General features: G+C 68.7%; 20 protein-coding genes. 9 read left to right on the top strand and 11 right to left on the bottom strand.

What is annotated here, in order from left to right; translation table 11 throughout:
• Positions 1 to 59: 59 nt before the first annotated feature.
• The 3 genes from ACI1V7_RS06890 (at position 60) to ACI1V7_RS06900 (ending at position 2344) form a co-directional block, all read left to right on the top strand.
• A complete protein-coding gene (locus ACI1V7_RS06890) occupies positions 60 to 986 on the top strand; it encodes a LysR family transcriptional regulator (protein ID WP_404531003.1) in 927 nt (308 codons plus the stop codon).
• An 81-nt stretch (positions 987 to 1067) separates the two neighbouring features.
• Complete coding sequence (locus ACI1V7_RS06895) at positions 1068 to 1964, top strand: hypothetical protein (protein WP_404531004.1); 897 nt, start codon at positions 1068 to 1070, stop codon at positions 1962 to 1964.
• Positions 1961 to 2344 (top strand): nuclear transport factor 2 family protein, encoded by a 384-nt coding sequence (locus ACI1V7_RS06900; protein WP_404531005.1) that lies wholly within the window; start codon positions 1961 to 1963, stop codon positions 2342 to 2344. Before ACI1V7_RS06895 ends, ACI1V7_RS06900 begins: the two co-directional genes overlap by 4 nt.
• Here the strand turns inward: ACI1V7_RS06900 and ACI1V7_RS06905 are convergent.
• The gene (locus ACI1V7_RS06905) at positions 2279 to 5221 is read right to left on the bottom strand and encodes a PAS domain S-box protein (RefSeq protein ID WP_404531006.1); all 2943 of its coding nucleotides are present in this window, start codon (positions 5219 to 5221) and stop codon (positions 2279 to 2281) included. The two genes, ACI1V7_RS06900 and ACI1V7_RS06905, sit on opposite strands and share 66 nt — an antisense overlap.
• A 234-nt stretch (positions 5222 to 5455) precedes the next feature.
• Between ACI1V7_RS06905 and ACI1V7_RS06910 the strand changes: the two genes are divergently transcribed.
• Positions 5456 to 5614: a hypothetical protein gene (locus tag ACI1V7_RS06910; protein ID WP_404531007.1), complete on the top strand. Its 159-nt coding sequence runs from the start codon at positions 5456 to 5458 to the stop codon at positions 5612 to 5614.
• Between the two features lie 137 nt (positions 5615 to 5751).
• On the opposite strand, the gene ACI1V7_RS06915 is transcribed toward ACI1V7_RS06910, so the two are convergent.
• From ACI1V7_RS06915 to ACI1V7_RS06940, 6 genes are all read right to left on the bottom strand, one after another.
• Positions 5752 to 6300, bottom strand: a complete 549-nt coding sequence (locus ACI1V7_RS06915; protein ID WP_404531008.1) for a hypothetical protein — start codon at positions 6298 to 6300, stop codon at positions 5752 to 5754.
• A gap of 162 nt (positions 6301 to 6462) precedes the next feature.
• Positions 6463 to 6951 carry an MSHA biogenesis protein MshP gene (locus ACI1V7_RS06920; RefSeq protein WP_404531009.1) on the bottom strand — a complete coding sequence of 163 codons (489 nt, stop codon included), beginning with the start codon at positions 6949 to 6951 and terminating at the stop codon, positions 6463 to 6465.
• Positions 6948 to 7799 carry a type II secretion system protein gene (locus ACI1V7_RS06925; protein ID WP_404531010.1) on the bottom strand — a complete coding sequence of 284 codons (852 nt, stop codon included), beginning with the start codon at positions 7797 to 7799 and terminating at the stop codon, positions 6948 to 6950. Before ACI1V7_RS06925 ends, ACI1V7_RS06920 begins: the two co-directional genes overlap by 4 nt.
• Positions 7796 to 8278, bottom strand: a complete 483-nt coding sequence (locus ACI1V7_RS06930; RefSeq protein WP_404531011.1) for a type IV pilus modification PilV family protein — start codon at positions 8276 to 8278, stop codon at positions 7796 to 7798. The genes ACI1V7_RS06925 and ACI1V7_RS06930 overlap by 4 nt, the downstream gene beginning before the upstream one ends.
• 4 nt (positions 8279 to 8282) lie before the next feature.
• Complete coding sequence (locus ACI1V7_RS06935; RefSeq protein WP_404531012.1) at positions 8283 to 8867, bottom strand: pilus assembly FimT family protein; 585 nt, start codon at positions 8865 to 8867, stop codon at positions 8283 to 8285.
• A complete protein-coding gene (locus ACI1V7_RS06940) occupies positions 8765 to 11749 on the bottom strand; it encodes a DUF6701 domain-containing protein (RefSeq protein WP_404531013.1) in 2985 nt (994 codons plus the stop codon). The genes ACI1V7_RS06935 and ACI1V7_RS06940 overlap by 103 nt, the downstream gene beginning before the upstream one ends.
• 307 nt (positions 11750 to 12056) lie before the next feature.
• Between ACI1V7_RS06940 and ACI1V7_RS06945 the strand changes: the two genes are divergently transcribed.
• Both ACI1V7_RS06945 and sigJ read left to right on the top strand, forming a co-directional pair.
• Entirely contained in the window at positions 12057 to 12455 is a 399-nt protein-coding gene (locus ACI1V7_RS06945) for a hypothetical protein (protein WP_404531014.1), read from the top strand.
• 75 nt (positions 12456 to 12530) lie between these two features.
• Positions 12531 to 13451: an RNA polymerase sigma factor SigJ gene (sigJ, locus tag ACI1V7_RS06950; RefSeq protein WP_404531015.1), complete on the top strand. Its 921-nt coding sequence runs from the start codon at positions 12531 to 12533 to the stop codon at positions 13449 to 13451.
• 39 nt (positions 13452 to 13490) lie between these two features.
• Here sigJ and ACI1V7_RS06955 read toward each other — a convergent pair whose 3' ends face one another.
• On the bottom strand, positions 13491 to 14390 hold the full coding sequence (locus ACI1V7_RS06955; protein WP_404531016.1) for a LysR family transcriptional regulator: 900 nt from the start codon (positions 14388 to 14390) through the stop codon (positions 13491 to 13493).
• Between the two features lie 176 nt (positions 14391 to 14566).
• On the opposite strand from ACI1V7_RS06955, the gene ACI1V7_RS06960 reads away from it, so the two are divergent.
• Positions 14567 to 15712, top strand: a complete 1146-nt coding sequence (locus ACI1V7_RS06960; protein WP_404531017.1) for an L-dopachrome tautomerase-related protein — start codon at positions 14567 to 14569, stop codon at positions 15710 to 15712.
• Between the two features lie 30 nt (positions 15713 to 15742).
• Entirely contained in the window at positions 15743 to 16396 is a 654-nt protein-coding gene (gene nfsB / locus ACI1V7_RS06965) for an oxygen-insensitive NAD(P)H nitroreductase (RefSeq protein WP_404531018.1), read from the top strand.
• Between the two features lie 69 nt (positions 16397 to 16465).
• On the opposite strand, the gene ACI1V7_RS06970 is transcribed toward nfsB, so the two are convergent.
• The 3 genes from ACI1V7_RS06970 to ACI1V7_RS06980 are packed head-to-tail and all read right to left on the bottom strand — an operon-like array spanning position 16466 to position 18761.
• Positions 16466 to 16831, bottom strand: a complete 366-nt coding sequence (locus tag ACI1V7_RS06970; RefSeq protein WP_404531019.1) for a DUF3325 domain-containing protein — start codon at positions 16829 to 16831, stop codon at positions 16466 to 16468.
• Positions 16828 to 18426, bottom strand: a complete 1599-nt coding sequence (locus ACI1V7_RS06975) for a PepSY-associated TM helix domain-containing protein (protein WP_404531020.1) — start codon at positions 18424 to 18426, stop codon at positions 16828 to 16830. Before ACI1V7_RS06975 ends, ACI1V7_RS06970 begins: the two co-directional genes overlap by 4 nt.
• Positions 18423 to 18761: an iron transporter gene (locus ACI1V7_RS06980; protein ID WP_404531021.1), complete on the bottom strand. Its 339-nt coding sequence runs from the start codon at positions 18759 to 18761 to the stop codon at positions 18423 to 18425. The genes ACI1V7_RS06975 and ACI1V7_RS06980 overlap by 4 nt, the downstream gene beginning before the upstream one ends.
• 223 nt (positions 18762 to 18984) lie before the next feature.
• Here ACI1V7_RS06980 and ACI1V7_RS06985 point away from each other — a divergent pair, with 223 nt between their 5' ends.
• Entirely contained in the window at positions 18985 to 21243 is a 2259-nt protein-coding gene (locus tag ACI1V7_RS06985; protein WP_404531022.1) for a TonB-dependent siderophore receptor, read from the top strand.
• Positions 21244 to 21274 lie beyond the last annotated feature (31 nt).

Genomic DNA, 21274 nt, shown 5'->3' on the forward strand with positions numbered 1-21274 from the left:
TCGGCGGCCAGGCGTCATAATTCAAACGAATTATTTTTCTGATCAGATGAATTTCCCTCATGAGCACTTCGATCCTCGAACTACGGCACCTGCGTACGCTGCTCGCGCTGCAGGAGGCGGGCACTGTCTCGCGCGCCGCGGCGCTGTTGAACGTGACCCAGTCGGCACTGTCGCACCAGCTCAAGACGCTGGAAGAGTTCTATGGCATGACGCTGTTCGAGCGCAAGTCCGCGCCGGTGGCGTTTTCCGCCGCGGGACGGCGTCTGCTGGCGCTGGCCGCCGCCACGATCCCGGCCGTCGAGCAGGCCGAGCGCGACGTCGCGCGCCTGGCGGGCCACGGCGGCGGCAAGCTGCGCATCGCCGTCGAATGCCATACCTGCTTCGACTGGCTGATGCCGTCGATGGACGCGCTGCGCCTGCGCTGGCCGGACGTGGAGCAGGACATCGTATCCGGGTTCCAGTCGGACCCGGTCGGCCTGCTGCACCAGGACCGGGCCGACGTGGCCATCGTGTCCGACATCGACGAGGACGAGACGGACGTCGTGTTCCACCCGCTGTTCGGCTTCGAGATCGTGGCGATCCTGCCGCGCGGCCACGCGCTGCTGGACAAGCCCTGCATGGAAGCGCGCGATTTCGCGGACCAGACCCTGATCACCTACCCGGTGCCGGACGAGATGCTGGACCTGGTGCGCCAGGTACTGCGTCCGGCCGGCGTCGAACCGCCGCGGCGTACGACGGAATTGACGGTCGCGATGCTGCAGCTGGTGGCGAGCGGGCGCGGGTTCGCGGCGCTGCCGCTATGGGCCGTGCATACCTACCTGGAACGCGGCTACGTGGCGCGCCAGCGCATCGGCGCCGCCGGCCTGACGGGACGGCTGTACGCGGTGACCCGCAAGCGCAATGCGGACGACACCCACCTTGCGGACTTCGTGCAGGTGATGCGCGAGACGTCGCTGCGCACGCTGCCCGGCATCGACCTGCTGTAAGGCCGGCTTGCGACCGCATTCGGCCACTTTCCGCCGCGCTCGGGTTATAGTAGTCGACGACTTCTCGACAAGGAGGGCGGATTGCGTTACAGCCTCGTGACATCGGCCGGCAAGGGCCACATCAACGAAGACCTGGTCACCGTGCACGAGCGGGACGGGGTCCTCGACATCATCGTGATGGACGGTGCCACGCCGCTGTCCGCGCAGCGCCACGTGCGCGCCGGCGCCAGCGACCCCTCCTGGTTCGTGCAGCAGTTCGCTGCCGACCTGGCGGCCGTACTGCACCGGACCGGCAGCCAGGAGAGCCTGGTGGCGCAGGCGCTGGTCGGCACCCGCGCCGCGTACCGCGCCGTGGCGGCCGCGACGAACGTTCCCCCGCACGACTGGCCCGTCGCGACGCTCGCGTGGGTGCGCGCACGCCGCGGACGGGCGCAGGGCGGCCGCACGGCGCCAGCCCGGCTCGAACTCTACTGCCTGGGCGACAGCAAGATCCTGCTGCAGGACGCCGCTGGCGTGCGCGACCTGGACCCGTTCGACAATCCCGTGGAACGGGAAGTGCAGGCGGCGGTGGCGGCGCTCGTGGCCGAAGGCGTGACCGACGCCGCGGCGCGCTGGGAACGGCTGCTGCCCATGCTGCAGGCGCGCCGCCACGACCAGAACACGGCCTCCCACCCGCAGGTCCTGTGCCTCGCGCCGCGGGGGCCGTTCGCCGCCCGCATCCACGCGCTGGACGCGCCGGCGCAGGGCCAGCTGCTGGCGATGACGGACGGCTTCTACCGCCTGGTCGACACCTACGGCCTGTACGACGACGCCGCGCTCGCCGCCGCCTGCCGCGAGCGGGGCCTCGACGCGCTGGTCGACGACTTGCGCGCATTCGAGGCGGGAGCCGTGGCGGCCGCGGGCCTCACCGCCAAGCGCGCCGACGATGCGTCGGCCGTGGCCTGGCGCTTCGGTTCGAGCTGGACGGAGGGAACATGAACGACAGCCTTGAGCGCGGCCTCGTCGCGCGCTACATCGATGCCTACAACGCCTTCGACATCGACGGCATGCTGGCCGTGCTCGCGCCCGATGTCCGCTTCGAGAACTGGGCCGGTGGAGAGATGACGGCATCGTCCGACGGTATCGACGCTTTCCGCGCGCTGGCGGAACAGGCGAAGGAGATGTTCTCGCAGCGCGAACAGCGCATCGCCAGCCTGGCCGTTGCCGGCGATGGCCTGCTGGCGCGCATCGACTGGCGCGGTACGCTGGCGGTCGACATTCCCGGCGGCCCGCAGGCGGGTACGGAGCTGGCGCTAAGCGGGGAATCGGAATTCGGATTCGCCGGCGGACGCATCGTGCGTATCGTCGACCGCAGCTGACACCGGCTGGGGGACGGCGCGCTGGCGCAATAAGCCGAGCAGCTCGTCCGCATCGACCGGCTTGACCAGGTGATGGTCGAAGCCGGCCTGGCGCGATAGCTCGCGGTCGTGCGGCTGGCCATAGCCCGTCAGGGCGATGTAGAGGGCATGTTCCAGCCGCGCTTCGCGGCGCAGGCGGCGCGCCAGCTCGTGGCCGTCCATGCCCGGCATGCCGATGTCAAGGATGAAGGCGTCGGGCGGATCGGCCAGGGCGGCCGCGACGACCCGGGTCGGGTCGGCGATGGCGGCGACCCGGTGGCCGCCCGCGTGCAGCAGCGCGGCGAGCGTGGCGGCGGCATCAGCGTTGTCGTCGACCAGCATGATGTGCATGGGCGCTGCGTTGGCGGCGGCCGCGCCGGCGGGCAGGGGTGCGTCGGCCTCCCGCTGCAGGGACACCGGCAGCGTCACCGTGAAGCAGCTGCCCTGGCCCGGTCCGGCGCTGTCGGCTGCGATGCTGCCGTCGTGCGCCGCGACGATGGTGCGCGCCAGTGCCAGCCCCAGTCCCAGCCCGCCCTGCGCGCGATCCGGCGTGCGCTTGCCCTGGGTGAAGAGTTCGAAGACGTGCGGCAGCAGGCCCGCCTCGATGCCGCTGCCGTCGTCGCGCACGCGGATGGTCGCGGCGTCGCGCTCGACGCTCATCTCCAGTGCGATGCGCCCGCCCGGCGGCGTGTACTTGGCGGCATTGGCAAGGAGGTTGGCCACCACCTGGATCAGGCGGGCGCGGTCGCCCCACACGTGCACGGCCGGGGTGGCGGCGCCGGTATCGATGGCGAGGGAGTGTCGGCTGGCCTCGATTAGCGGCTGCACCTGCTCGGCGGCGCTGGCGACGACGCCGCGCAGGTCGACCAGCGCCTTGTCGAACTGGACCATGCCGCGGGTGACGCGCGAGACGTCCAGCAGGTCGTTGACGAGCGCCGTCATGTGGTTGACCTGGCGCCCGATCAGTTCCGCGAAGTTGCGCACCTTGGCCGGGTCGTTCGGCGCGATGCGCAGCACCTGGGCGGCGGCGCTGATCGGCGCCAGCGGATTGCGCAGTTCGTGCGCCAGCATCGCCAGGAATTCATCCTTGCGCCGGTTGGCCGCCTGCAGCGCGTCCTCGGCCAGCTTGTTGGCGTGGATGTCGGTATCGGTGCCGAGCCACTGCACGATGGCGCCGTCGTCGTCGCGCAGCGGCAGCGCGCGCGCCAGGATCCAGCGGTAGTCGCCCGTCGCGTGGCGCAGCCGGTAGGTCATCTCGTACGGGTTCCCGGTCGTCACGCTGTGGACCCAGGCGGCGCGCGCGGCGGCGTGGTCGTCGGGATGGAGCGCGCGCTCGGCCCAGTCGTGGCCCTCGGCCTCGCCCGTCGCCAGGCCGGCAAAGCGGTAGAACTGGGCGTTGTGGTAGTCGATGCTGCCGTCCGGGCGCGCCGTCCAGACCATCTGCGGCATCGCATTCGTGATGGTGCGGAAACGCCGCTCGCTCTCGCGCAGCGCGGCTTCCACGCGCACGCGCTCCGTGATGTCGGTCTGGGCCACGACGGCGCCCGTGATGGCGCCGGCGCCGTCGCGCACGGGCGTCGCGCGCAACAGCAGGCGGCGGCGCGCGGCAGCCGGCGTGAACGGTTCGATCTCGACCAGGTCGCCGTCCACGTCCTCGCCGCCCAGCGCGCGCGCCAGCGCCCATTCGTGCGCGCCGATCGGCTGGCCGTCGCGCGTGGAGCCGTCGGCCCACCATCCGCGCGCCGCGCCCTTGTCGTCGCGTCCCCAGCTGCCCCATAGCTCGCGCGTGGCGGTATTGACCAGCACGACCTTGCCGTCCGCATCGCAGTACACGATGCCGACCGGCACGGCCTGCAGGAACGCGTCCAGGCGCTGGCGCTCGGCCTCGGCGGCGCGCGCGGCCGCCAGCGCTTCCTGGCGGCTGGCCAGCAGCGCGTCCTCGGCCTGCTTGATCTCGGTGACGTCGCGCGTGGTGCCGGCGACCGCCTCCACCTCGCCGTCCGGCCCGATCACGGGCGTGAAGATGTAGTCGTAGTAGCGCAGGCCGAAGGCGCCGTCGAACGGGACCACGCCTCGGATGGGCTTGCGCGTGGCCTTGACCTGCTCGATCTCGCGCCCGTGCATGGCCGCGTGCCAGTCCGGATAGCCCAGCTCCAGGCAGTTCTTGCCGATCGCCTCGTCCCAGGTGCGGCCCCACATCTGCAGCAGCACGGCATTGGCATAGGTGAAGCGGTGCTCCAGGTCGAACACGTAGACGAGGTCCGGCGTGGTGCCCAGTACGGCCTCGTACAGCCGGCGGCGGCGGTCGGCCTCGGCCTGGACGCGGGCGTTGCGCTGTTCGCGCAGGTGGCGTTCGATCACGAGCGCCGCCATGTCGGCGAAGTAGCCGAGGTCGGCACACAGGCGGGCGTCCGGACTGCGCGGATGGCCGTGGTAGAAGGCAAGGGTGCCCAGCACGTGGCCGTCCGGCGCATGCAGCGGAAACGACCAGCAGGCCCGCACGCCGTATTCGCGCGCCAGGTCGAGGTAGGGCGCCATGCGCGGTTCGGCGAGCACGTCGGGCACCACCACCGTGGTGCGCAACGCGGCGGCGCGGCCGCAGGCTGCCTGGTCCGCATCGACCGGCACGATGCGCAGGGCCTCCATGAAGCCCGGTGCCAGGCCGGCGGCGGCACTCAGGTGCAGTAGCGCCCCGGCGTCGTCGACCACGTAGATGGCGGCCTGGGTATCCGGGCCCGTCAGCGCGTGGGCGGCCTGCAGCAGCCCGGACAGCAGGTCGTCGAACGGCGCGCCGCGCACCGCGCGGGACAGGACGTCCTTGAGGCTATCGAATTTCAGGCGTTCCTGCGGCGTGGGCATGGTCGGGTACCAGGGGGGCGTTGGAAAAAACAGACATTTTCGGCAAAACTTGCCAGCCCCTGATTGTAGCGCATGGATTTGTCATGACGCCGGATGTACTCTGATACTTTCCATGCGTAAATATTAGAGATGGTACGCATGGCGCTCGGGCCATTCGTGTCGTCGGTTCCGGCCAGGCCGTATTATGATTGACTCATTCATCATACATAAACATTACACAGCAACGAGGCGTCCATGAACCATGATGCAGGAATCCGTATTTCGCGCCTGGCAGAACAAAAACAGCGCGCCCGCCGCGTGCGCATCGGCGTGATGCTGGTGCTGTGCGCCTTGCCCGTCGCCGTGGCGCTGGCCAAGGCCGGCGTCGCCGTGGCACGCGCCACGCCCCTTTGACGCGCCCGTGCGCATCGGCGGCAGCCGGGGCACAGCGTGTCTTTTCTCCAAAACTTCCCTCCGCAGCCATCGCCGCGAGCGTGCCGGATCGTAACGGCCGGCACGCGCGAGCGCGACACGCGATGGCGGGGCGGCACTCAGTGATGGGCAGCGTGGTGGCGCGCGTGCGTGCCGCCGAACACCTCCATGCTCAGCGCGGCCAGGCCGCCATCCACGCCGACGGCGGGGCCAGCCAGCAAGGCCCGGCGATCCAGCACCGTCGCGGCCACGTGGCCGGACATGACTTCCGCAGCGTAGGCACGCACGGCATGCACGCCATCCTCCGCCGCCGTGCCTTCCCCGTCAGGGGTTGCGACGAACAGCACCCGTAACCCCGGATTGAACATGCGGGCCGCGTTCAGGCGCGCGATCAACGCGTAGTGGCGCGCCGCATCCGCTTCTTCCGGCGCAATGGGCACGAGCGCGACCTGGGCCGCGGCCAGCGCCGAGCGGCAGGCGTCGGAGCCGCAGTCGCCGGCGGCGACCAGCACGTCGTCGAAGCAGTCGGCGGCGCAGTCGAGGCGCTGCCCGCAGGCGGCGTCGACGAGGAGCACGCGGCAGCCGTGCTGCCGGCGCAGGTCGGCGAGGGTCTTGCCGAGCAGTCCGTGGAGCGGATCGGGATGTCCGCCGGCGATGGCGACGATCATCGTGCACCTCCGATGGCGGAGGGGGCAGGACGCGAGGGAAGGGGGACGGGGTCGGGGTGCATGGGATTCCTTGTGCTGTTGGAACCCGGCCAGTCTAGGACCGGCGCGACAAAGACGGCGTAAAAAGCGCGTGGACCGCCGTAAACGCGATATAGACGGCGCCTAGCAGTCCGACGCATTCCCCTCGATGCCGCACAAGGACACCGAACGCTTGCGCTCGACGTAATCGCGTGCCGTCACGCTGCCCGCGTCGGGGCAGCTCGCGCCCGTGCCGTTGCACGCGGTCGCCGTCAGTTCGAAGACGTTCTTCTTCTGCGCCTGCGGCGTGCCCCCGTTGTAGTCGAGACCCTCGTTGTAGGTCCTCGCCGTGCAGGTTACGGTGACCTTGAACCCCGTGTCGGTCACGAAGTCGTTCAGCGTGCGCGTGGCGATGGCAGTACAGGACTGGGCCTTGCTGTCGCGAATCTGGTAGAGCGCCCATTCGAGGCCCGCGCGCGCGGCCTGCTCGGCGCGCATGCCGAGTACGCTGCCGTCGACCGTGGCCTGCTGCGCCGTCTGCAGGCGCAGCGCGGCGAGCGCGAACGCGGCCAGCACCAGCAGGAAAACGATGGCGGCGATGTAGGCGAAGCCCTGCTGCGACGCGCGCTTCATGGCACGTTCTCCACGTGGGCGCCAGCCGTCAGGGTCACGGATTCGTCCCCGTTCGCGAGGCCCAGCCGCAACTGCAGGTAGCCGCTCTGCTGCGTGGCGCCTTCGCTCTCGCGATAGACGAAGCCGCAGTCCGCCACCTTGCTGGCGACGACGGCCGGCGTGCCAGCCGTTGGGCATTGGCCGGGATCGGTGAGCTTGCGGACGGTGCGCAGCAGCGTGCCCTTGCCGTCGCCGCCGGCGAGGCGGCCGTTGCCCCCCGCGCACAGGTAGCCGACGACCTGCTGGTTCTGCGGCACTACGACGAAGCGGGCGCCGTCGTCGCGGGCAGAAAACGGGGCGCTCGTCTCGAGCTCGACGCGCACCACGCCGATGCTGGCGTCGGGCGCGGTCATGGCCTTGATGGGGGCCATATTGCTCCTCGTCTTGTACAGATCGTCGGTACTCTGGTTGCCGATCACGACGATGTCCCCGCGCGCGACGTTCGGCAGCGCGGTCAGCACGTCGAAGACCTTGTCGGTCGCGCCGGGGTCGTAGGCACGGCTGGCGTCCGGGTTCGTCGTATCCGGTTCGACGCGGTAGCGCCCGCCCGCGACGGTCGGCACCATCTCCATGCAGATGCCCGCAGGCGTCGCCGTCATGTTCAGCGAGTTCGGCACGGCCGAGCGCACGTCGGTCACCATGCGCTTGATCGCCGTATCGGCCTGGTTGACGAGGTTGGCGCGGCGGGCGACGGACTGGTAGGACTGTAGCGCCGGCTTGATCTGCAGGGTCAGGATGGCGCCGACGATCCCCACCAGCACGATGGTGATGATCATCTCGACGAGGGTGAAACCATGGGTGCGCTTCATGGCCTGGTCCTCCAGCCGGTCAGCGTGAGCGGCTTGTCGACACTATCGTGGGACACGGTGACGATGATTTTCAACGTGTCGTTGTCTGGAACGCCCGTCAGCAGTTCGCCCGCAGGCGGCTTGCTGGCCGTGACCTCGACGCGATACTTCTCCAGACCGGGCACGGCGACGCCCTCGACGTCAAGGATGCCCGTCACGTCTTTGCCATAGCCGTTGTAGTCGGCGACCTTCGCGAAGTCGATCCGTTGCGCCGGCGTATCCGCGTCGTTGGAGAAGGGCTTGAGCAGGATTTCTTCCATCATGCCGTCCGCGATCGTGGCCATTTGCCGGACGATCACGGGTTCGACGCTTGCGCGGTCCGTCCGTGTGAACGCGGCGACGGCGCCCGCGAGGGCGACGCCGACGATGACGAGGGCGACGATCAGTTCGACGAGGGTGACGCCGGCGCAGCGCCGGTTCCGCATGCGCGCGGTCTCCATGCGCTTATTCCACATAACCGGTCGCTCCGAACAGCTGGATGGTACGGGCGGCGAGCCCGTCCACCTGGATCGTGACGGCGCCGTTCAGGATCGCGCCGCCCGCATCGGTGATCGTGCCGTCGGGCTGGAACAGGATGCGCCTGGGCTGTCCGTTCGCCAGGCCCGCCAGGCCGCCGCTGACGACGGTGTCGGCGCTGCTGCGGTAATCGTCGTCGCCGACGCCGGCCAGCGCGGCGTCGCACGCCGTGGCCCCCGGCGCCGTCGCCATCCTCAGCACCATGGCGTCGGGGCCGGCGCTCACGCAGATCAGGCGGCGATGGGCGATGGCCGTGGCCCGTGCGAGGCGCAGTGCGCTCACGACCTGGTCGCCGTAGGACAGCGCCGCGCTGTCGCTGCGGTTCGCCAGGCGCGGTACCGCGACGGCCGCCATGACGCCGATCACCAGCAGCACGGCGATCAATTCGACCATGGTGAAGCCCCCGCGCTTCAACGGAATACCTCGCGCATGTGGATCACGCGGCGCCGCTCCGGCGCGAAGATGCCGAAGGTCGCACGCGCCGACGGATCCTTGGGTTTGGTGGCGTCGCACGATGGATCGACGGCGCGCAGGAAATCTTTCTGCGCGCCGGGCGCGGTGCTGCCGTTGGCGAGGCAGGAGAACGTTTTGTCGTCGCTGCCCAGGTTCAGGGCGACGAGGACGGTGCCCGGTCCGGAACCGGCAGGAGGCTGCAGGAGGAGGGTACCCACGCCGTTCTTGACCGCTGTGAAGGTGCGCGTCGTCGCCTTCAGGGCCTCGCTGGCCAGCGCGAACGCCGGCTGCTCGAACGAGGGCGTGCTGTCCTCCACGCTGCGCTGCCAGGCATTGCCGCTCCAGTATTCGACATTCACCGGCATCGAGAGCGGCTTGTTGGCACTGCCGTAGACGTTCGACAGGCGCACGCGGCCGGTGCGGATGACGACACGCGGTTCCGGCGCATGCGCCGACGAGCTCACGGGATCGACGGCGACGGCCTCCGTCGCGCGTAGCGTCGCGGTCAGCGGGGCGGATTTCTGGGCCGCGAATTGATAGCCGCCGGTCCAGCGCGCGACACCGGGCTTCAACGGCTCGGCCCCGAACTGTTCGGCACAGACCACCGACGCCGAGGTCGCGCTGGACGCACAAGTCTTTTCTGGGCCCACGAGCTTGCCGATGGTGGAAGGCACCACATTGCCTGCGGCGTCCAGTACGGTCAGGTTCACGTCGTGGACGACGTCCTTGGCGTCCTTGGTATAGTTGAGCGTTGGCTGATCGCGCAGGTTCTTCGGGGTTACCTTCAGCTCGATGGCGCGCTCGCCCGAATAGTACTGGGGCAGCTTGACGCCGTCCTGCAGGGTCGTGCGTGGTACGGATTCGACGCCGATCTCGAAATACGCCGGGACGAACGTCGCGATGGCGCACGACGGGGCGCTGCCGGAGGCGCCGGCGATCGGAAGCGTGTCGAGATACTTATCCACGCTCGCCGCCAGGTTGGCGCCGCCCGCCTCGTCCATGCGCAGCGCGAACGTCTGCACGCCGGCTTTGCTCGTCGTCGGCTTCACGGGAAGGGCATTGTTTACCGGGTTCGGCTTGACGACCGCGTTGTTGTCGGCCGCGAACTTCAACCCGTGCTCACCGCTCATGGGGTTGCACTTTTGCCCGTCCAGCCAAGGAGTCACCGCCTGCGCCTCCGCGCCGAAATTCGGCGTGGCATCCCCGTCGGCGTTCCTGGCAGTGACCGTCGCCGTGATGGCGCTGCCCGCGATCTTCTTTGCCGGCAGGGTGACGGCGACATCGAACCGCGCCGGCACCGCGACGGCAGTGACGCTGCCCTTGGCCTGCGAGCCCTGTCCCGCATAGGACGCCGCGAGCGTGAACCGCCCCGCATCGGCGTAGGCGAGCGACGGCGTCGCCGTGCCCTTGTCGTCGAAGGACAGGCTGATCGCCTGGGGCTGGGCCGTGAGCTTCTTGCCGGCGACGATGGGCGCGACGGTTCCCGATGCCGGGTTGTCGTAGGCGAAGGACAGGTTGATGTCCTGGCTGGCGTTGGTGAACAGCGGTCTGCACGTTGTACCGTCATGGCGCAGCGCGCTGACCGTCAGGCTGCTGCGGGTCGCGGCATTGTCCCGGCTGGCGATGAAGGCATTGCCCGTGCCAGCAGATAGCGACAGGCCGATATCGCTGACCTGAACGCCGCAATTCGATGCCGTCGTCGTTCCGCTGACGCGGCAGGTTGCGGACTGGCGCACGCCGTTGCTGGACAGCGAGAGCGTGATGTTCCCCAGCGGCTGCATCGTGACGGCCGCCTTTGCGGTGCCGCTGCTGTCGATGGTGATCGACTGGTTCAGCGGCTGCAGCGAGACGGTGGCGCCTCCCGTGTAGGTGCTGGTGCAGCTCGCGTTCGCGCAGGCCGTGATGATGACGGTGGACGGCGCGCAGATGCTGGCATTCTGGTCGTGGCTGATGACGAAATGGTCCAGCGCCGGCGCCGGCTGCGCCTTCCCTTCGCAATACGGCCCTTCCGCCTTGCTGTTGGCGTTCTTGCGGATGTCGTAGCCGCTCTCGTTGGTCACGCAATCGCACTTGCCCGGCGCGGTGCCGCCCGTGCAGACGATCGTGCCCGTGACCCTGCCGTGCCAGTTCAGCGTTGCGTGGTTGACGGTGGCGCTGCCGTTGATGATCGCCTCCGACGCGTCCAGCGTCCGTTCGCCCGTCGTGACGTTGCCCGTCACGGAACTGCCGGACGCGATCTGGAAGCTCTGTTTGGCGGTGACGTTGCCCTCGACCGTGATGGGCGAACCCGATGTGATGGTCGGCGCAACGATATTGCCCTTGACCGTGCTGTAGGAAGCGAGGGACAGCGAGGTCGTCGCCGTGATGTCCCCCGTCAGCGTCACCGGCGAATTGGTAACGATGGTCGTGCCGCTCACCGGCCCGACGATGGTCGTGTACGAGGCGATGTTCACTGCCCCCGTCGACGTGACCTTGCCCGTGATCTTGGTCTGCGAGCCGGTGCCGAGGTTCATCGATGCCGCCGAGATGTCCGCCACGATCGTCTGGATCTGCGCGCCCATCGAGAAGGTCTTGCCGGCAATGAGCGTGGCGCCGTTGACCTGCAGCAGCGAGGTACGGATGTTGCCGATGTTGAGGTTGCCGCTGATCTTGAGCGTGCCGCCGCCGCTGATGGACAGGCCCTGGTCGTAGCCGAAATTGACGTCGCCGTTGGCGGTGACCGTGTAGCCGTTGGCGATGACCACCTTGTCGTCCCAGTTCGGCAGCGGCAGGGCCGGGCAGGTATAGGTCTTGCCGGACAGGGAGCAGCCCGTCACGCCATTGCCCGCGAAGGTGTAGGTGTCGCCGGCGCGCGCCGCCGTGCCGCCGGCGCACAGCAGCATGAACACGAGCAGGCGCGTGAGCAGGAAGAGCGGCACGGAAGGCGGGCGGCGCAACGGCATGGCAGGGTGGCAGCGGGTGTCCTCGATGGAATCTGCCGATTATAGCTTGATGGTTAGCAATCTTGCGTAAAATCAAGTGTCTATGCCGTGATCTGACGGTTGTCGGCACGCGGCTGTCTCGCTTGTCCAACGCAGGCGAGCTGGCGGGTGTCCTGAGCCAATGCCTTCAGCCGTGGGTTTAGTGGATAGCATCGGATACTGCCGCAAGACACTCTTAATATATGCATACGGAAACAGGTGTTCCAGCCGTTACGGCGTGAAACAATTTCGAAGCGTGCTCATCCGTAGCGGACGTTAGCATCGATGCATGAACTTCACTTTCTCGTCACCACTGCACGGCACTTGCATCGTCAAGCTCTGGGCGACCGGACGCTACGGTTTCTCGCTGCCCAAGCGCGTCGACATCGCCACGCCGGAAGGCACCGTGCACAGCTACCTGTATTTCAACCGCAAGGTGCAATTGAAGGCCGAGCTGCCGAATCGCGCGATCGTGCGGATCGCCGTGGCCCGCTTCCTGGCGGAGGTGGACGACGGCATCGTCGAAATCGATGCGGAGATGCCGTCCTACGATGGCGCGCTGACCCCGACCCGTACCAACACGCCGCGCGCACCGCTGCGCGTGCGGCCCGGACGCTCGCACGGGCGGATCAAGCCGGGCATGGATGCGGACTTGCTGGCGGCCGATATGCGCTGCGAGGCGGTTTGACGTCGTAGAATCGGGTGGCGCCGGTTTTTTTGCCGGCACCTGTCACGCAACGGCATTGATGGCCGTCTTATGGACATGGACACCCGAATTCCACCCACCGGCGACGCCGTCGCCGACCCCGTCGCGATCTTCACGCGCCTGCGCCCGCGCCTGTTCGGCATCGCCTACCGCATGCTCGGCGTCCGCGCCGACGCCGAGGACATCGTCCAGGAAGCCTGGCTGCGCTGGCAGGGCGGCGGCAGCACGGACGCCAGGAACCCCGAGGCCTGGCTCGTCACCGTGGTCACGCGCCTGTCGATCGACCGCCTGCGCAGCGCCATCGCCGAACGCGAACACTATTTCGGGCCGTGGCTGCCCGAACCCCTCGTGGGCGGCGCCGTCGAGGCGGCGGTGGAATCGCCGGAAAGCGCGCTGGAAGCCGCCGGCGACATCTCGACCGCCTTCCTCGTCATGATGGAGCGGCTGGCGCCGGAGGAGCGTGCCGTGTTCCTGCTGCACCAGGTATTCGAGTTCGACCACGCGCAGGTGGCGGCCATGGTGGGCAAGAGCGAGGCGGCATGCCGCAAGACGCTGCAGCGGGCGCGTGAGCGGGTGCGCGCCGAACGTCCGCGCTTCGCCGTCGACCGCGAGGCCCACCTGGCGCTGCTGGCGCGCTTCATCGAGGCGAGCCGCTCGGGCGACCCGGCCAAGGTGCAGGCGCTGCTCGCCCACGACGCCACCTTCACGGGCGACGGCGGCGGCAAGGCGACCACCGTCGTGCGCACCGTGGTCGGCGCCGAACGCATCGCCCGCCTCGTCGTCGGCATCGAGCGCAAGTGGGGGATCGACGTGCGGCGCGACATCGTGGACGTCAACGGCGAGCCGGGCATCCTCACCTGGCTCGGCGGCGTGCCCGATTCCATCACGTCCTTCCTGGTCGAGGACGGACGGATCGCCGCCGTCTACATCGTCCGCAATCCGGACAAGCTGGGAGCGCTGCGCAGTCTTGCCGCCTAGGGTGGGCACGGTGTGCCCGCCGTGCGATCGCAGCGGCCGTCAGGGCGCCAGCGCCGCGCAGCGCTCGGCCAGCAGCGCATGCAGCTGGCGCACGGCGGGCGAGAACTGGCGTCGGTGCGGGCAGACCATGTTCAGCGGCGCCGGTTCGCCCGGCTGGTCGGGCAGGATGACGACCAGGCGTCCCGCGCGCACGTCCGTGCCGACGTCCAGCCAGGAGCGGTAGGCGATCCCTTCGCCGGCCAGTACCCAGCGCCGCACCACGTCGGAGTCGTCGCACACGAGCGCCCCTTTTACCTGCACGATCCGGCGTGCCTTCCCGATCGGGAACACCCATTTGTCGTAGACGCGCCCCTGCAGCTGCCACAGCAGGCAGCTGTGGTGCTGCAGGTCGTCCAGCGAAGCGGGGATGCCGCATTGCTCCAGGTAGGCGGGCGCGGCGACCAGCACGCGCCGGTTGTCCGGCGCCAGCGGCAGGGCGACGTAGCTGGCGTCCTCCGGCTGGCCGTAGCGCAGCGCGATGTCGACGCGGTCGCGGAACACGTCCGTCACCTGGTCGGAGAGCTGCAGGCGCACTTCCAGGCGCGGATGCCGGCGCCGGAACTCGCCGATCCACGGCAGCAGCAGGTTGCGGCCGAAGTCGGACGGCGCGGCCAGCAGCAGCGTGCCCGTCAGTTCGGCGTCGTCGCGGCGCAGCACTTCGCGGCCGCTGTGCAGCAGTTCGATGACTTCCCTGGCGTACGGCAGGTAGCGTTCCCCTTCGTCCGTGAGCCGCAGGCTGCGCGTGGAGCGGGCGAACAGGCGCAGTTCGAGGTCGCGCTCCAGGCGCATGATGGCCGCGCTGACCTGGCCGGGCAGCAGGTTCGCTTCGCGCGCCGCCTTGGAAAAGCTGCCGCAGGCGGCCGTGCGGACGAACAGGTCCAGATCGTCGAAGCGGACCATTTTCACTCCGCGAGTGAAAGTGCTAACCGATTCCACCGGTTTTTCATCAGTTCGGCACTTCCTATCATGGCACCCGGCTCCTTCGTGTGGCATCCGCAAGAAAGCACTAGTTTACACGGCGGAGCGAACGTACAACAAAACAATGCTTCACCCCATCCATAGAGAAGGAGTCCACCATGAAACGCTCGCATCTATCCATCCTGGCCGCCGCCGCGCTCGTCGCCGCCGGTACGGGCCACGTCCGGGCCGCGGACGGCAAGCCTGCCGCCGTCGAGCGCGTCGCCGAGTTCACCGGCGCGATGCCGACCGGCGTCACCGTCACCGAGACGGGCCGCATTTTCGTGAATTACCCGAAATGGGGCGACGACGTGAAGTTCAGCGTGGCCGAAATCGTGGACGGCAAGCGGGTCGCTTATCCGGACGCCGCCTTCAACCAGGAGAACGCCGACCCGGCCAAGGGCCTGATCAGCGTGCAGAGCGTCGTCGCCGATGGCCAGGGACGCGTGTGGATCCTCGATACGGCCGCCCCGGGGTTCGCGGCACCCAAGGCCGGCGGCGCGAAGCTGGTCGCCGTCGACCTGAAGACGAACAAGGTCGTCAAGACGGTCGTGTTCCCCGCCGACGTGATCCTGCCGACCACCTATGTCAACGACATGCGCTTCGACTTCCGTGTCGGCAGCGCAGGCGTGGCCTACGTCACCGACTCGTCGATCAAGGGGCCGGGCGGCCTGATCGTGCTCGACCTGGGGTCGGGCAAGGCCTTGCGGCGCCTGAGCGGCAGCCCGCTCACGGCCCCGGAAAAGGGCTTCATGGCGCGCGTCGAAGGCAAGCCGCTGGCGTCGACGGGCCCGGACGGCAAGCTGCAGCCGTTCAACGTGGCCTCCGACGGCATCGCCCTGTCGGGCGACGGCAAGACGCTGTACTTCTCGGCGCTGTCGGCGCGCACGCTATACGCGGTGCCGACGGCGCTGCTGCGCGACCCGGCCGTCACCGACGCGCAAATCGCCAAGGCCGTCAAGAACCTCGGCAAGAAGGGCGCCTCGGATGGTCTCGAGGCCGACGCCGCCGGCAACGTCTATGGCGGCGACTACGAACACAATGCGATCCGCAAGCTGTCCGCGGACGGCAAGTGGAGCACCATCGCGCAGGGGCCGGACATCGTGTGGCCGGACACGCTGTCCATCGGTCCGGACGGCTACCTGTACTTCACCGCCAACCAGTTGAACCGCCAGGCCGGCTTCAACGGCGGCAAGGACTTGCGCCAGCAGCCGTACCGCCTGCTGCGCGTGAAGATCGGCAGCGCGCCGGCCCCCACCAAATAAGCCCGAAGTCAGTCCAACAAGGAGAACACCATGGATATCGTCCACCTCGCGCGCGAGCGCCGTACCGTCAAGGCTTACGACAGCGCGCGCCGCATCCCGGCCGGCATCGTCGAACGCCTGCGCGAATTGCTGCGCCTGGCCCCGTCGTCGGTGAATTCGCAACCCTGGCACTTCGTCATGGCGGCCACGCCGGAGGGCAAGGAGCGCATCGCCAAGGCCGCCGACGCCGGCTACCAGTACAACGCACCCAAGATCCGCGACGCCTCGCACGTGATCGTGCTGGCCAGCCGCGTCGAGCCCGATGCCGCCCACCTGCAAGCGGTGCTGGCGCAGGAAGAGCGCGACGGCCGCTTCATCAACGACGCGGCGAAGGCATCCCAGGACGGCTCGCGCAAGTCGTACACGAACCTGCACCGCTTCGAGCGCAAGGACGTGGCGCACTGGCACGAAAAGCAGACCTACCTGGCCCTGGGCACGCTGCTGCTGGGCGCGGCGGCGCTGGACGTCGGCGCCACGCCGATGGAAGGGTTCGACGCGGCCGTCCTGGACCGCGAGCTGGGCCTGCGCGAGAAGGGCTTCACGGCGACGGTGATCGTGTCGCTGGGGTATGGCGGCGACGACGACTTCAATGCCAAGCTGCCCAAGTCGCGCCTGGCGGAGGACGTGCTGTTCACCGACATCTGAACGCCGGTCCGCAGCATGGCGGCGCCATCCCTGTGCAGGCAGGGGTGACCTGCCTGGGCGGCGGCGATGTCAGGTTGCTGCCGTTCCGATCAAGGACAGCAGCGACACCGCCGCCGCCCCCATCCCCAGTCTCGCCACGCCGCGCGTCGCGTACGTCAGCATCATGGCCATTGCCACCGCGGCCACCGTCAGCATCCCCGCCCACGCCACCCATCCCTGTCCCGCGCCGCGCAAGGCAATGCAGGCCAGCAGCGACACGGCCAGGCCCGCGATCCCGCCCACGTGCAGCCAGCGCTTCAACGCTGGCCGCGGTTCCGAGCCCCGCCCGTGCAGCTGTTCCCAGTGACGGTCCATCGCGAGGCTGAGGGAGACGAAACCGGCCAGCGCGGCGCCGAGGCCCGCCAGGGCCAGCAGGCATTCATGCATGCCGCTCATGCCGCGCGCTCCGCCAGACGCGGCGCCGCCGCCGTGCGTGCGCGCAGCCGGTACGCGGCCGCCAGCAGCAGCACGCCCAGCAGCAGGCTCACGAGATCGAAGCCCGCGATGGCCCACAGGCCCTGCGACAGGCTCGTCGCCAGGCCGGCGCCGCCGGTGGCCGCGTTCAGCACCGGCAGCAGGGCGAACAGCGCACCGCCGACGGCCAGCTGCAGGCGCCACATCCAGCGCGCGGGGAAAGCCAGGCCGGCGACGGCGGCGAGGGCCCAGGCGCCGAAGAACCAGGCGATTTCCACCTCCGGCCGGCCGACGTCGCCCACCGGAACCAGGCGGTTGGCCCAGAAGAAGACGGGCATGGCCGCCAGCAGGCCGGCGATGCCGGCCACGTTCAGGCCGTCGACGAGGCGCAGGCCGAAGCCGATGCTGCCGTCCTTGCGCATCTTGAGGTGCCTGGGGCGCTCCTTCACGGCCCACATCAACAGGCCGGTGGCGACCATCGCGCAGCCGGCCAGGCCGGAAACGAAGAACAGCGCGCGCACGAACGGGTCGGCGAAGCGGCCCACGTGCAGGCCGTACAGTACGCCGCGCGTCTGCACCGCGCCGCCGCTCGCGTGCGCCGGGTCGGAGAGCAGCTTGCCGGTCGCGCCGTCGAAGACGAGGCTGGGCAGGTCCTGCGTCATGTCGCGACCTTCCTGCAGCACGACGTTGACGGTGGCGTTCGCATGGCCGGGATTCGTGACCGTGATCCGTCCCACGGGCGCGCCCCGCCACAGGCGGCTCGCTTCGGCCACCATCGGGCCCAGCGGCGCGAGCGGCGCCAGTTCCTTCGAAGGCTTGGTGGTGCCGGCCGGGCCGCCGTTCAGGTCCGCGTAAAAAGCGTCGGACCGGTCATGGTAGACGGCCTGCACGCCGGCCGGCAGGTACATGAACATCAGCGTCACGAGGCCCGTATACGTGATCATCAGGTGGTAGGGGAGGGCCAGGACGGCGCTGACGTTGTGGGCATCGAGCCAGGAGCGCTGACCCTTGCCCGGCCGGAAGGTGAAGAAATCCTTGAAGATGCGCTTGTGGGTGACGATGCCGGACAGGATGGCCACCAGCATGAACATGGCGCAGAAGCCGACGATCCAGCGGCCCCACAGGGCCGACATGTAGTGCAGGTCGAAGTGCAGGCGGAAGAAGAAGTCGCCGCCGCGGGTCGCGCGTGCCTTCGCCAGTTCCTGGCCCGTGGCCGGGTCGATCGTCACGCTGCCGAAGTTGCGGCGCTTTGGCCGCGCGTTGGGGTCGGCACCCTTGGGTGGTGCCGGGATCCAGCCCGCTTCCAGCGCCGGGTTGCGGCGCGTCGGCATCGTGATGAACCAGCGCCGGCTGGTGCCGGCCTTGGCCTCGAGCGTCTTGCGGGCGAGGTCGATGGCGGCGGCCTGCGACACGCGTGCCGGCGCGGCCGCATGCAGCTCCGGCTTCATCCACAGCGTCATCTCGTCGCGGAAGTAGCTGGCCGTGCCGGCCGCGAATACCATGAACAGGATCCAGCCGACCAGCAGGCCCGACCAGGTGTGCAGCCATGCCATCGATTGGCGGAACCCTTCCTTCATGCGCCAACTCCAGCGGCGCGCAGGGCCAGCACGACGATGGTCGACAGCGCGCAGGCAACGCCCAGTCCCATCCATGCGCGCGAGGCACTGGCCGCCGCGAACGCCCACATGGCGGCGACGGCGTACACGATCAAGCCGGTGAGCGTGGCCGCGATCACGTTGTCGACGGGGGCCATGGGCAGGCCCAGGGCAAGGGCGCGCGTGCACAGGGTGGCCAGCAGGTAGCCGCCGCCGATCGCCGCGACGGCGCGCGACGCGACGGCCGCCCGGTAGCGCAGGCCATGGGCGGGAAGCGTTCGCGCGGCGCGCGCTTCGCCGGATGGAATGGAATGCATGGTCGTCGGCTCTTAGGAATGAGAATGATTCTCATTATAGTCATGTGTTCAACATCTTGGAAAGCCTTGCAAGACAGGTGGCCGCCGGTCGGGAAATAGTCGAACCGAATAATGAAAAGCATGGACATGCCTGAGTGATATCGCTATAGTTGCGACAAATTCTCATTTGCGAATGATTCCCATTCGCCTTGCCAAGCTTTTTCTTGCTATTCCGAGGAGTTCCATGACGTTCTGCACGCGGGCCGATGCCGCCGTTCCCTTCCATTCATTCCCCCTGCGCGGCACTGCCCGGGCCGCGATGCTGCGTGCCGCCGTCGGCTGCGCTACCGCCTTCGCCGTGCATGCCGCCCATGCGGGCGACGCCGCGTCGGCAACTGCGCCCGCGGTGGAAGAGACGGACCGTCCGGTGTCGACCGTCACCATCACGGGCAGCACGGAAAAGGAGGACGGTTTCGCAGCCAGGAAGGCGTCGGTGTTCAAGGGCATCGACGACATCCGCGATGTGCCGCAGCCCGTCACGGTGCTGACGCGCCAGTTTCTCGACGACCGCCTGCTGCCCGACCTGCACGACGTGATGCGCAATATTCCCGGCGTAACGGTCGACTATACAGACAGCGAACGCGTGAACTATTACTCGCGCGGCTACCAGATCGACGCGCTGCAGATCGACGGCATGACCATGACGCAGGGCGGCACCATGTTCATCCAGCCCGATACGGCCGTGCTTGACCACATCGAGGTGCTGCGCGGCGCCTCCGGCATGTTGCGCGGCTCGGGCAATCCGTCGGCCGCCGTCAATCTGGTGCGCAAGCGTCCGACGAAGGGGTTCCAGGCCAGCGCCTCTGCCATTGTGGGCAGCTGGGATCGCCGCCGGCTGGAGGCCGACGTGTCCAGCCCGCTGAACGCGGCGGGCACGATCCGCGGCCGCGTCGTCGCCGTCAAGGACAAGAAGGACTTCTTCCAGGACGCGCGCAAGGAAGACCGCGAAGTCCTGTACGCCGTCGTCGATGCAGACCTGACGCCGGACACGACGCTCACCGCCAGCCTGCAGCACACCGACCTGGACGCCACGGGGGCCTGGGGCAACCTGCCGGCGAACCTCGACGGCAACCCGCTGAACCTCCCTCGCTCCACCTACCTGGGCACGGACTGGAACCGCTGGAACCGCTACAACGACCAGGCGATGCTCGAGCTGAATCACCGGTTCGCGAGCGGCTGGAACCTCCGGGCCGGCGCCCAGTACACGGGCCTGAAGATCAAGCCGTGGGGCTTCCTCCAGTCCTATTTCACCCGTCCGGCGGGCGCCACCAACCCCTATTTGTTCAACGTCAGCACGTCGGCGTACACGGGCGACACCAGCAACCAGCGCGTCTATTTGCTGACTGCGGACGGCCCGTTCGAGGCGTTCGGCCGCAAGCACACGCTCGTCGTCGGCGCCGAAAAGGTGGACTACGACACCATCGGTACCTCGGGGGTCTTCAACCTGGGCCCGATGACCAATGTCGACATCCGGACCTGGAATCCCTACACGAGCTACCTGCAGCCGGCGATCACCACGGTGGGTACGACGCCGTATTCCGCGCCGGGCAACAAGACGAGCCAGAAGGGCGTGTACGCCACCACGCGACTGTCGATCACGGACCCGCTCGCGGTGCTGGTGGGCGCGCGCCTGAGCTGGTGGGAATACACCGTGCCGGCCGCACCGAGCGGCAACTACAAGATCGACCGCCAGACCACGCCCTATGCCGGCCTCACCTACGATATCAACCGTAACGTCAGCGCCTACGCCAGCTATACCGAAATCTTCACCCCGCAGAACTACAAGGACGCCGGCGGCGGCATCCTGAAGCCCGTGACCGGTAAGGACTACGAAGCGGGCCTGAAGGGAGAGTTCTTCGGCGGCCGCCTGACGGGGTCGCTGTCGCTGTTCCGCATCGATAACGAGGGCAAGGCTACCCAGGACCTGTCCGGCGGCATGCCGTGCCTGCCGTGGTACCCGACCGGTTACTGCTACGTGGATGGCGGCAAGCAGCGCAGCCAGGGCTGGGAACTGGAAGTGTCCGGCGAAGTGTGGCCGGGCGTCGAGCTGCAGGGCGGCTACACCAACACCCGCACCAAGTACCTGAGCGACAGCACGTCGTCGAATGTCGGCCAGCCGCTGCGCAGCATCGACCCCAAGCACCAGCTGCGCGTGTTCGCGACCTGGCGTCCGGACGGCAGGCTGTCAGGCTGGACCTTCGGCGGCGGCGTGCAGGCCCAGGGCGACAGCTACGTCCGCGCCGGCGCGCTGACCGCGAGCCAGGGCGGCTATGCGGTGTACAACGCGATGGCGGCCTACCGTTTCAACCCGACCTGGTCGCTGCAAGCGAACGTGAACAACGTGTTCGACAAGGTGTACTACGCCAAGTACAGCCCGAACACGATCGGCAACTACTACGGCGACCCGCGCAACGTGCTGGTGTCGCTGCGCGCGAAGTTCTGACGGCAGCGGCGGATGCGCCGCGAGCGTGCTT

Origin of the sequence: Massilia paldalensis, assembly GCF_044901715.1 — a bacterium.
Lineage (GTDB): Bacteria > Pseudomonadota > Gammaproteobacteria > Burkholderiales > Burkholderiaceae_D > Telluria > Telluria paldalensis.

Bases quoted from the DNA above. Each gene is read 5' to 3' on its own strand.
- sigJ (WP_404531015.1), top strand. From the start codon at position 12,531: ATGGACACCCGAATTCCACCCACCGGCGACGCCGTCGCCGACCCCGTC.
- ACI1V7_RS06955 (WP_404531016.1), bottom strand. From the start codon at position 14,390: ATGGTCCGCTTCGACGATCTGGACCTGTTCGTCCGCACGGCCGCCTGC.
- ACI1V7_RS06930 (WP_404531011.1), bottom strand. From the start codon at position 8,278: ATGGAGACCGCGCGCATGCGGAACCGGCGCTGCGCCGGCGTCACCCTC.
- ACI1V7_RS06910 (WP_404531007.1), top strand. From the start codon at position 5,456: ATGAACCATGATGCAGGAATCCGTATTTCGCGCCTGGCAGAACAAAAA.
- ACI1V7_RS06900 (WP_404531005.1), top strand. From the start codon at position 1,961: ATGAACGACAGCCTTGAGCGCGGCCTCGTCGCGCGCTACATCGATGCC.
- ACI1V7_RS06890 (WP_404531003.1), top strand. From the start codon at position 60: ATGAGCACTTCGATCCTCGAACTACGGCACCTGCGTACGCTGCTCGCG.
- ACI1V7_RS06925 (WP_404531010.1), bottom strand. From the start codon at position 7,799: ATGAAGCGCACCCATGGTTTCACCCTCGTCGAGATGATCATCACCATC.
- ACI1V7_RS06970 (WP_404531019.1), bottom strand. From the start codon at position 16,831: ATGAGCGGCATGCATGAATGCCTGCTGGCCCTGGCGGGCCTCGGCGCC.
- ACI1V7_RS06945 (WP_404531014.1), top strand. From the start codon at position 12,057: ATGAACTTCACTTTCTCGTCACCACTGCACGGCACTTGCATCGTCAAG.
- ACI1V7_RS06905 (WP_404531006.1), bottom strand. From the start codon at position 5,221: ATGCCCACGCCGCAGGAACGCCTGAAATTCGATAGCCTCAAGGACGTC.
- ACI1V7_RS06915 (WP_404531008.1), bottom strand. From the start codon at position 6,300: ATGATCGTCGCCATCGCCGGCGGACATCCCGATCCGCTCCACGGACTG.
- ACI1V7_RS06940 (WP_404531013.1), bottom strand. From the start codon at position 11,749: ATGCCGTTGCGCCGCCCGCCTTCCGTGCCGCTCTTCCTGCTCACGCGC.
- ACI1V7_RS06960 (WP_404531017.1), top strand. From the start codon at position 14,567: ATGAAACGCTCGCATCTATCCATCCTGGCCGCCGCCGCGCTCGTCGCC.
- ACI1V7_RS06920 (WP_404531009.1), bottom strand. From the start codon at position 6,951: ATGAAGCGCGCGTCGCAGCAGGGCTTCGCCTACATCGCCGCCATCGTT.
- ACI1V7_RS06980 (WP_404531021.1), bottom strand. From the start codon at position 18,761: ATGCATTCCATTCCATCCGGCGAAGCGCGCGCCGCGCGAACGCTTCCC.
- nfsB (WP_404531018.1), top strand. From the start codon at position 15,743: ATGGATATCGTCCACCTCGCGCGCGAGCGCCGTACCGTCAAGGCTTAC.
- ACI1V7_RS06975 (WP_404531020.1), bottom strand. From the start codon at position 18,426: ATGAAGGAAGGGTTCCGCCAATCGATGGCATGGCTGCACACCTGGTCG.
- ACI1V7_RS06985 (WP_404531022.1), top strand. From the start codon at position 18,985: ATGACGTTCTGCACGCGGGCCGATGCCGCCGTTCCCTTCCATTCATTC.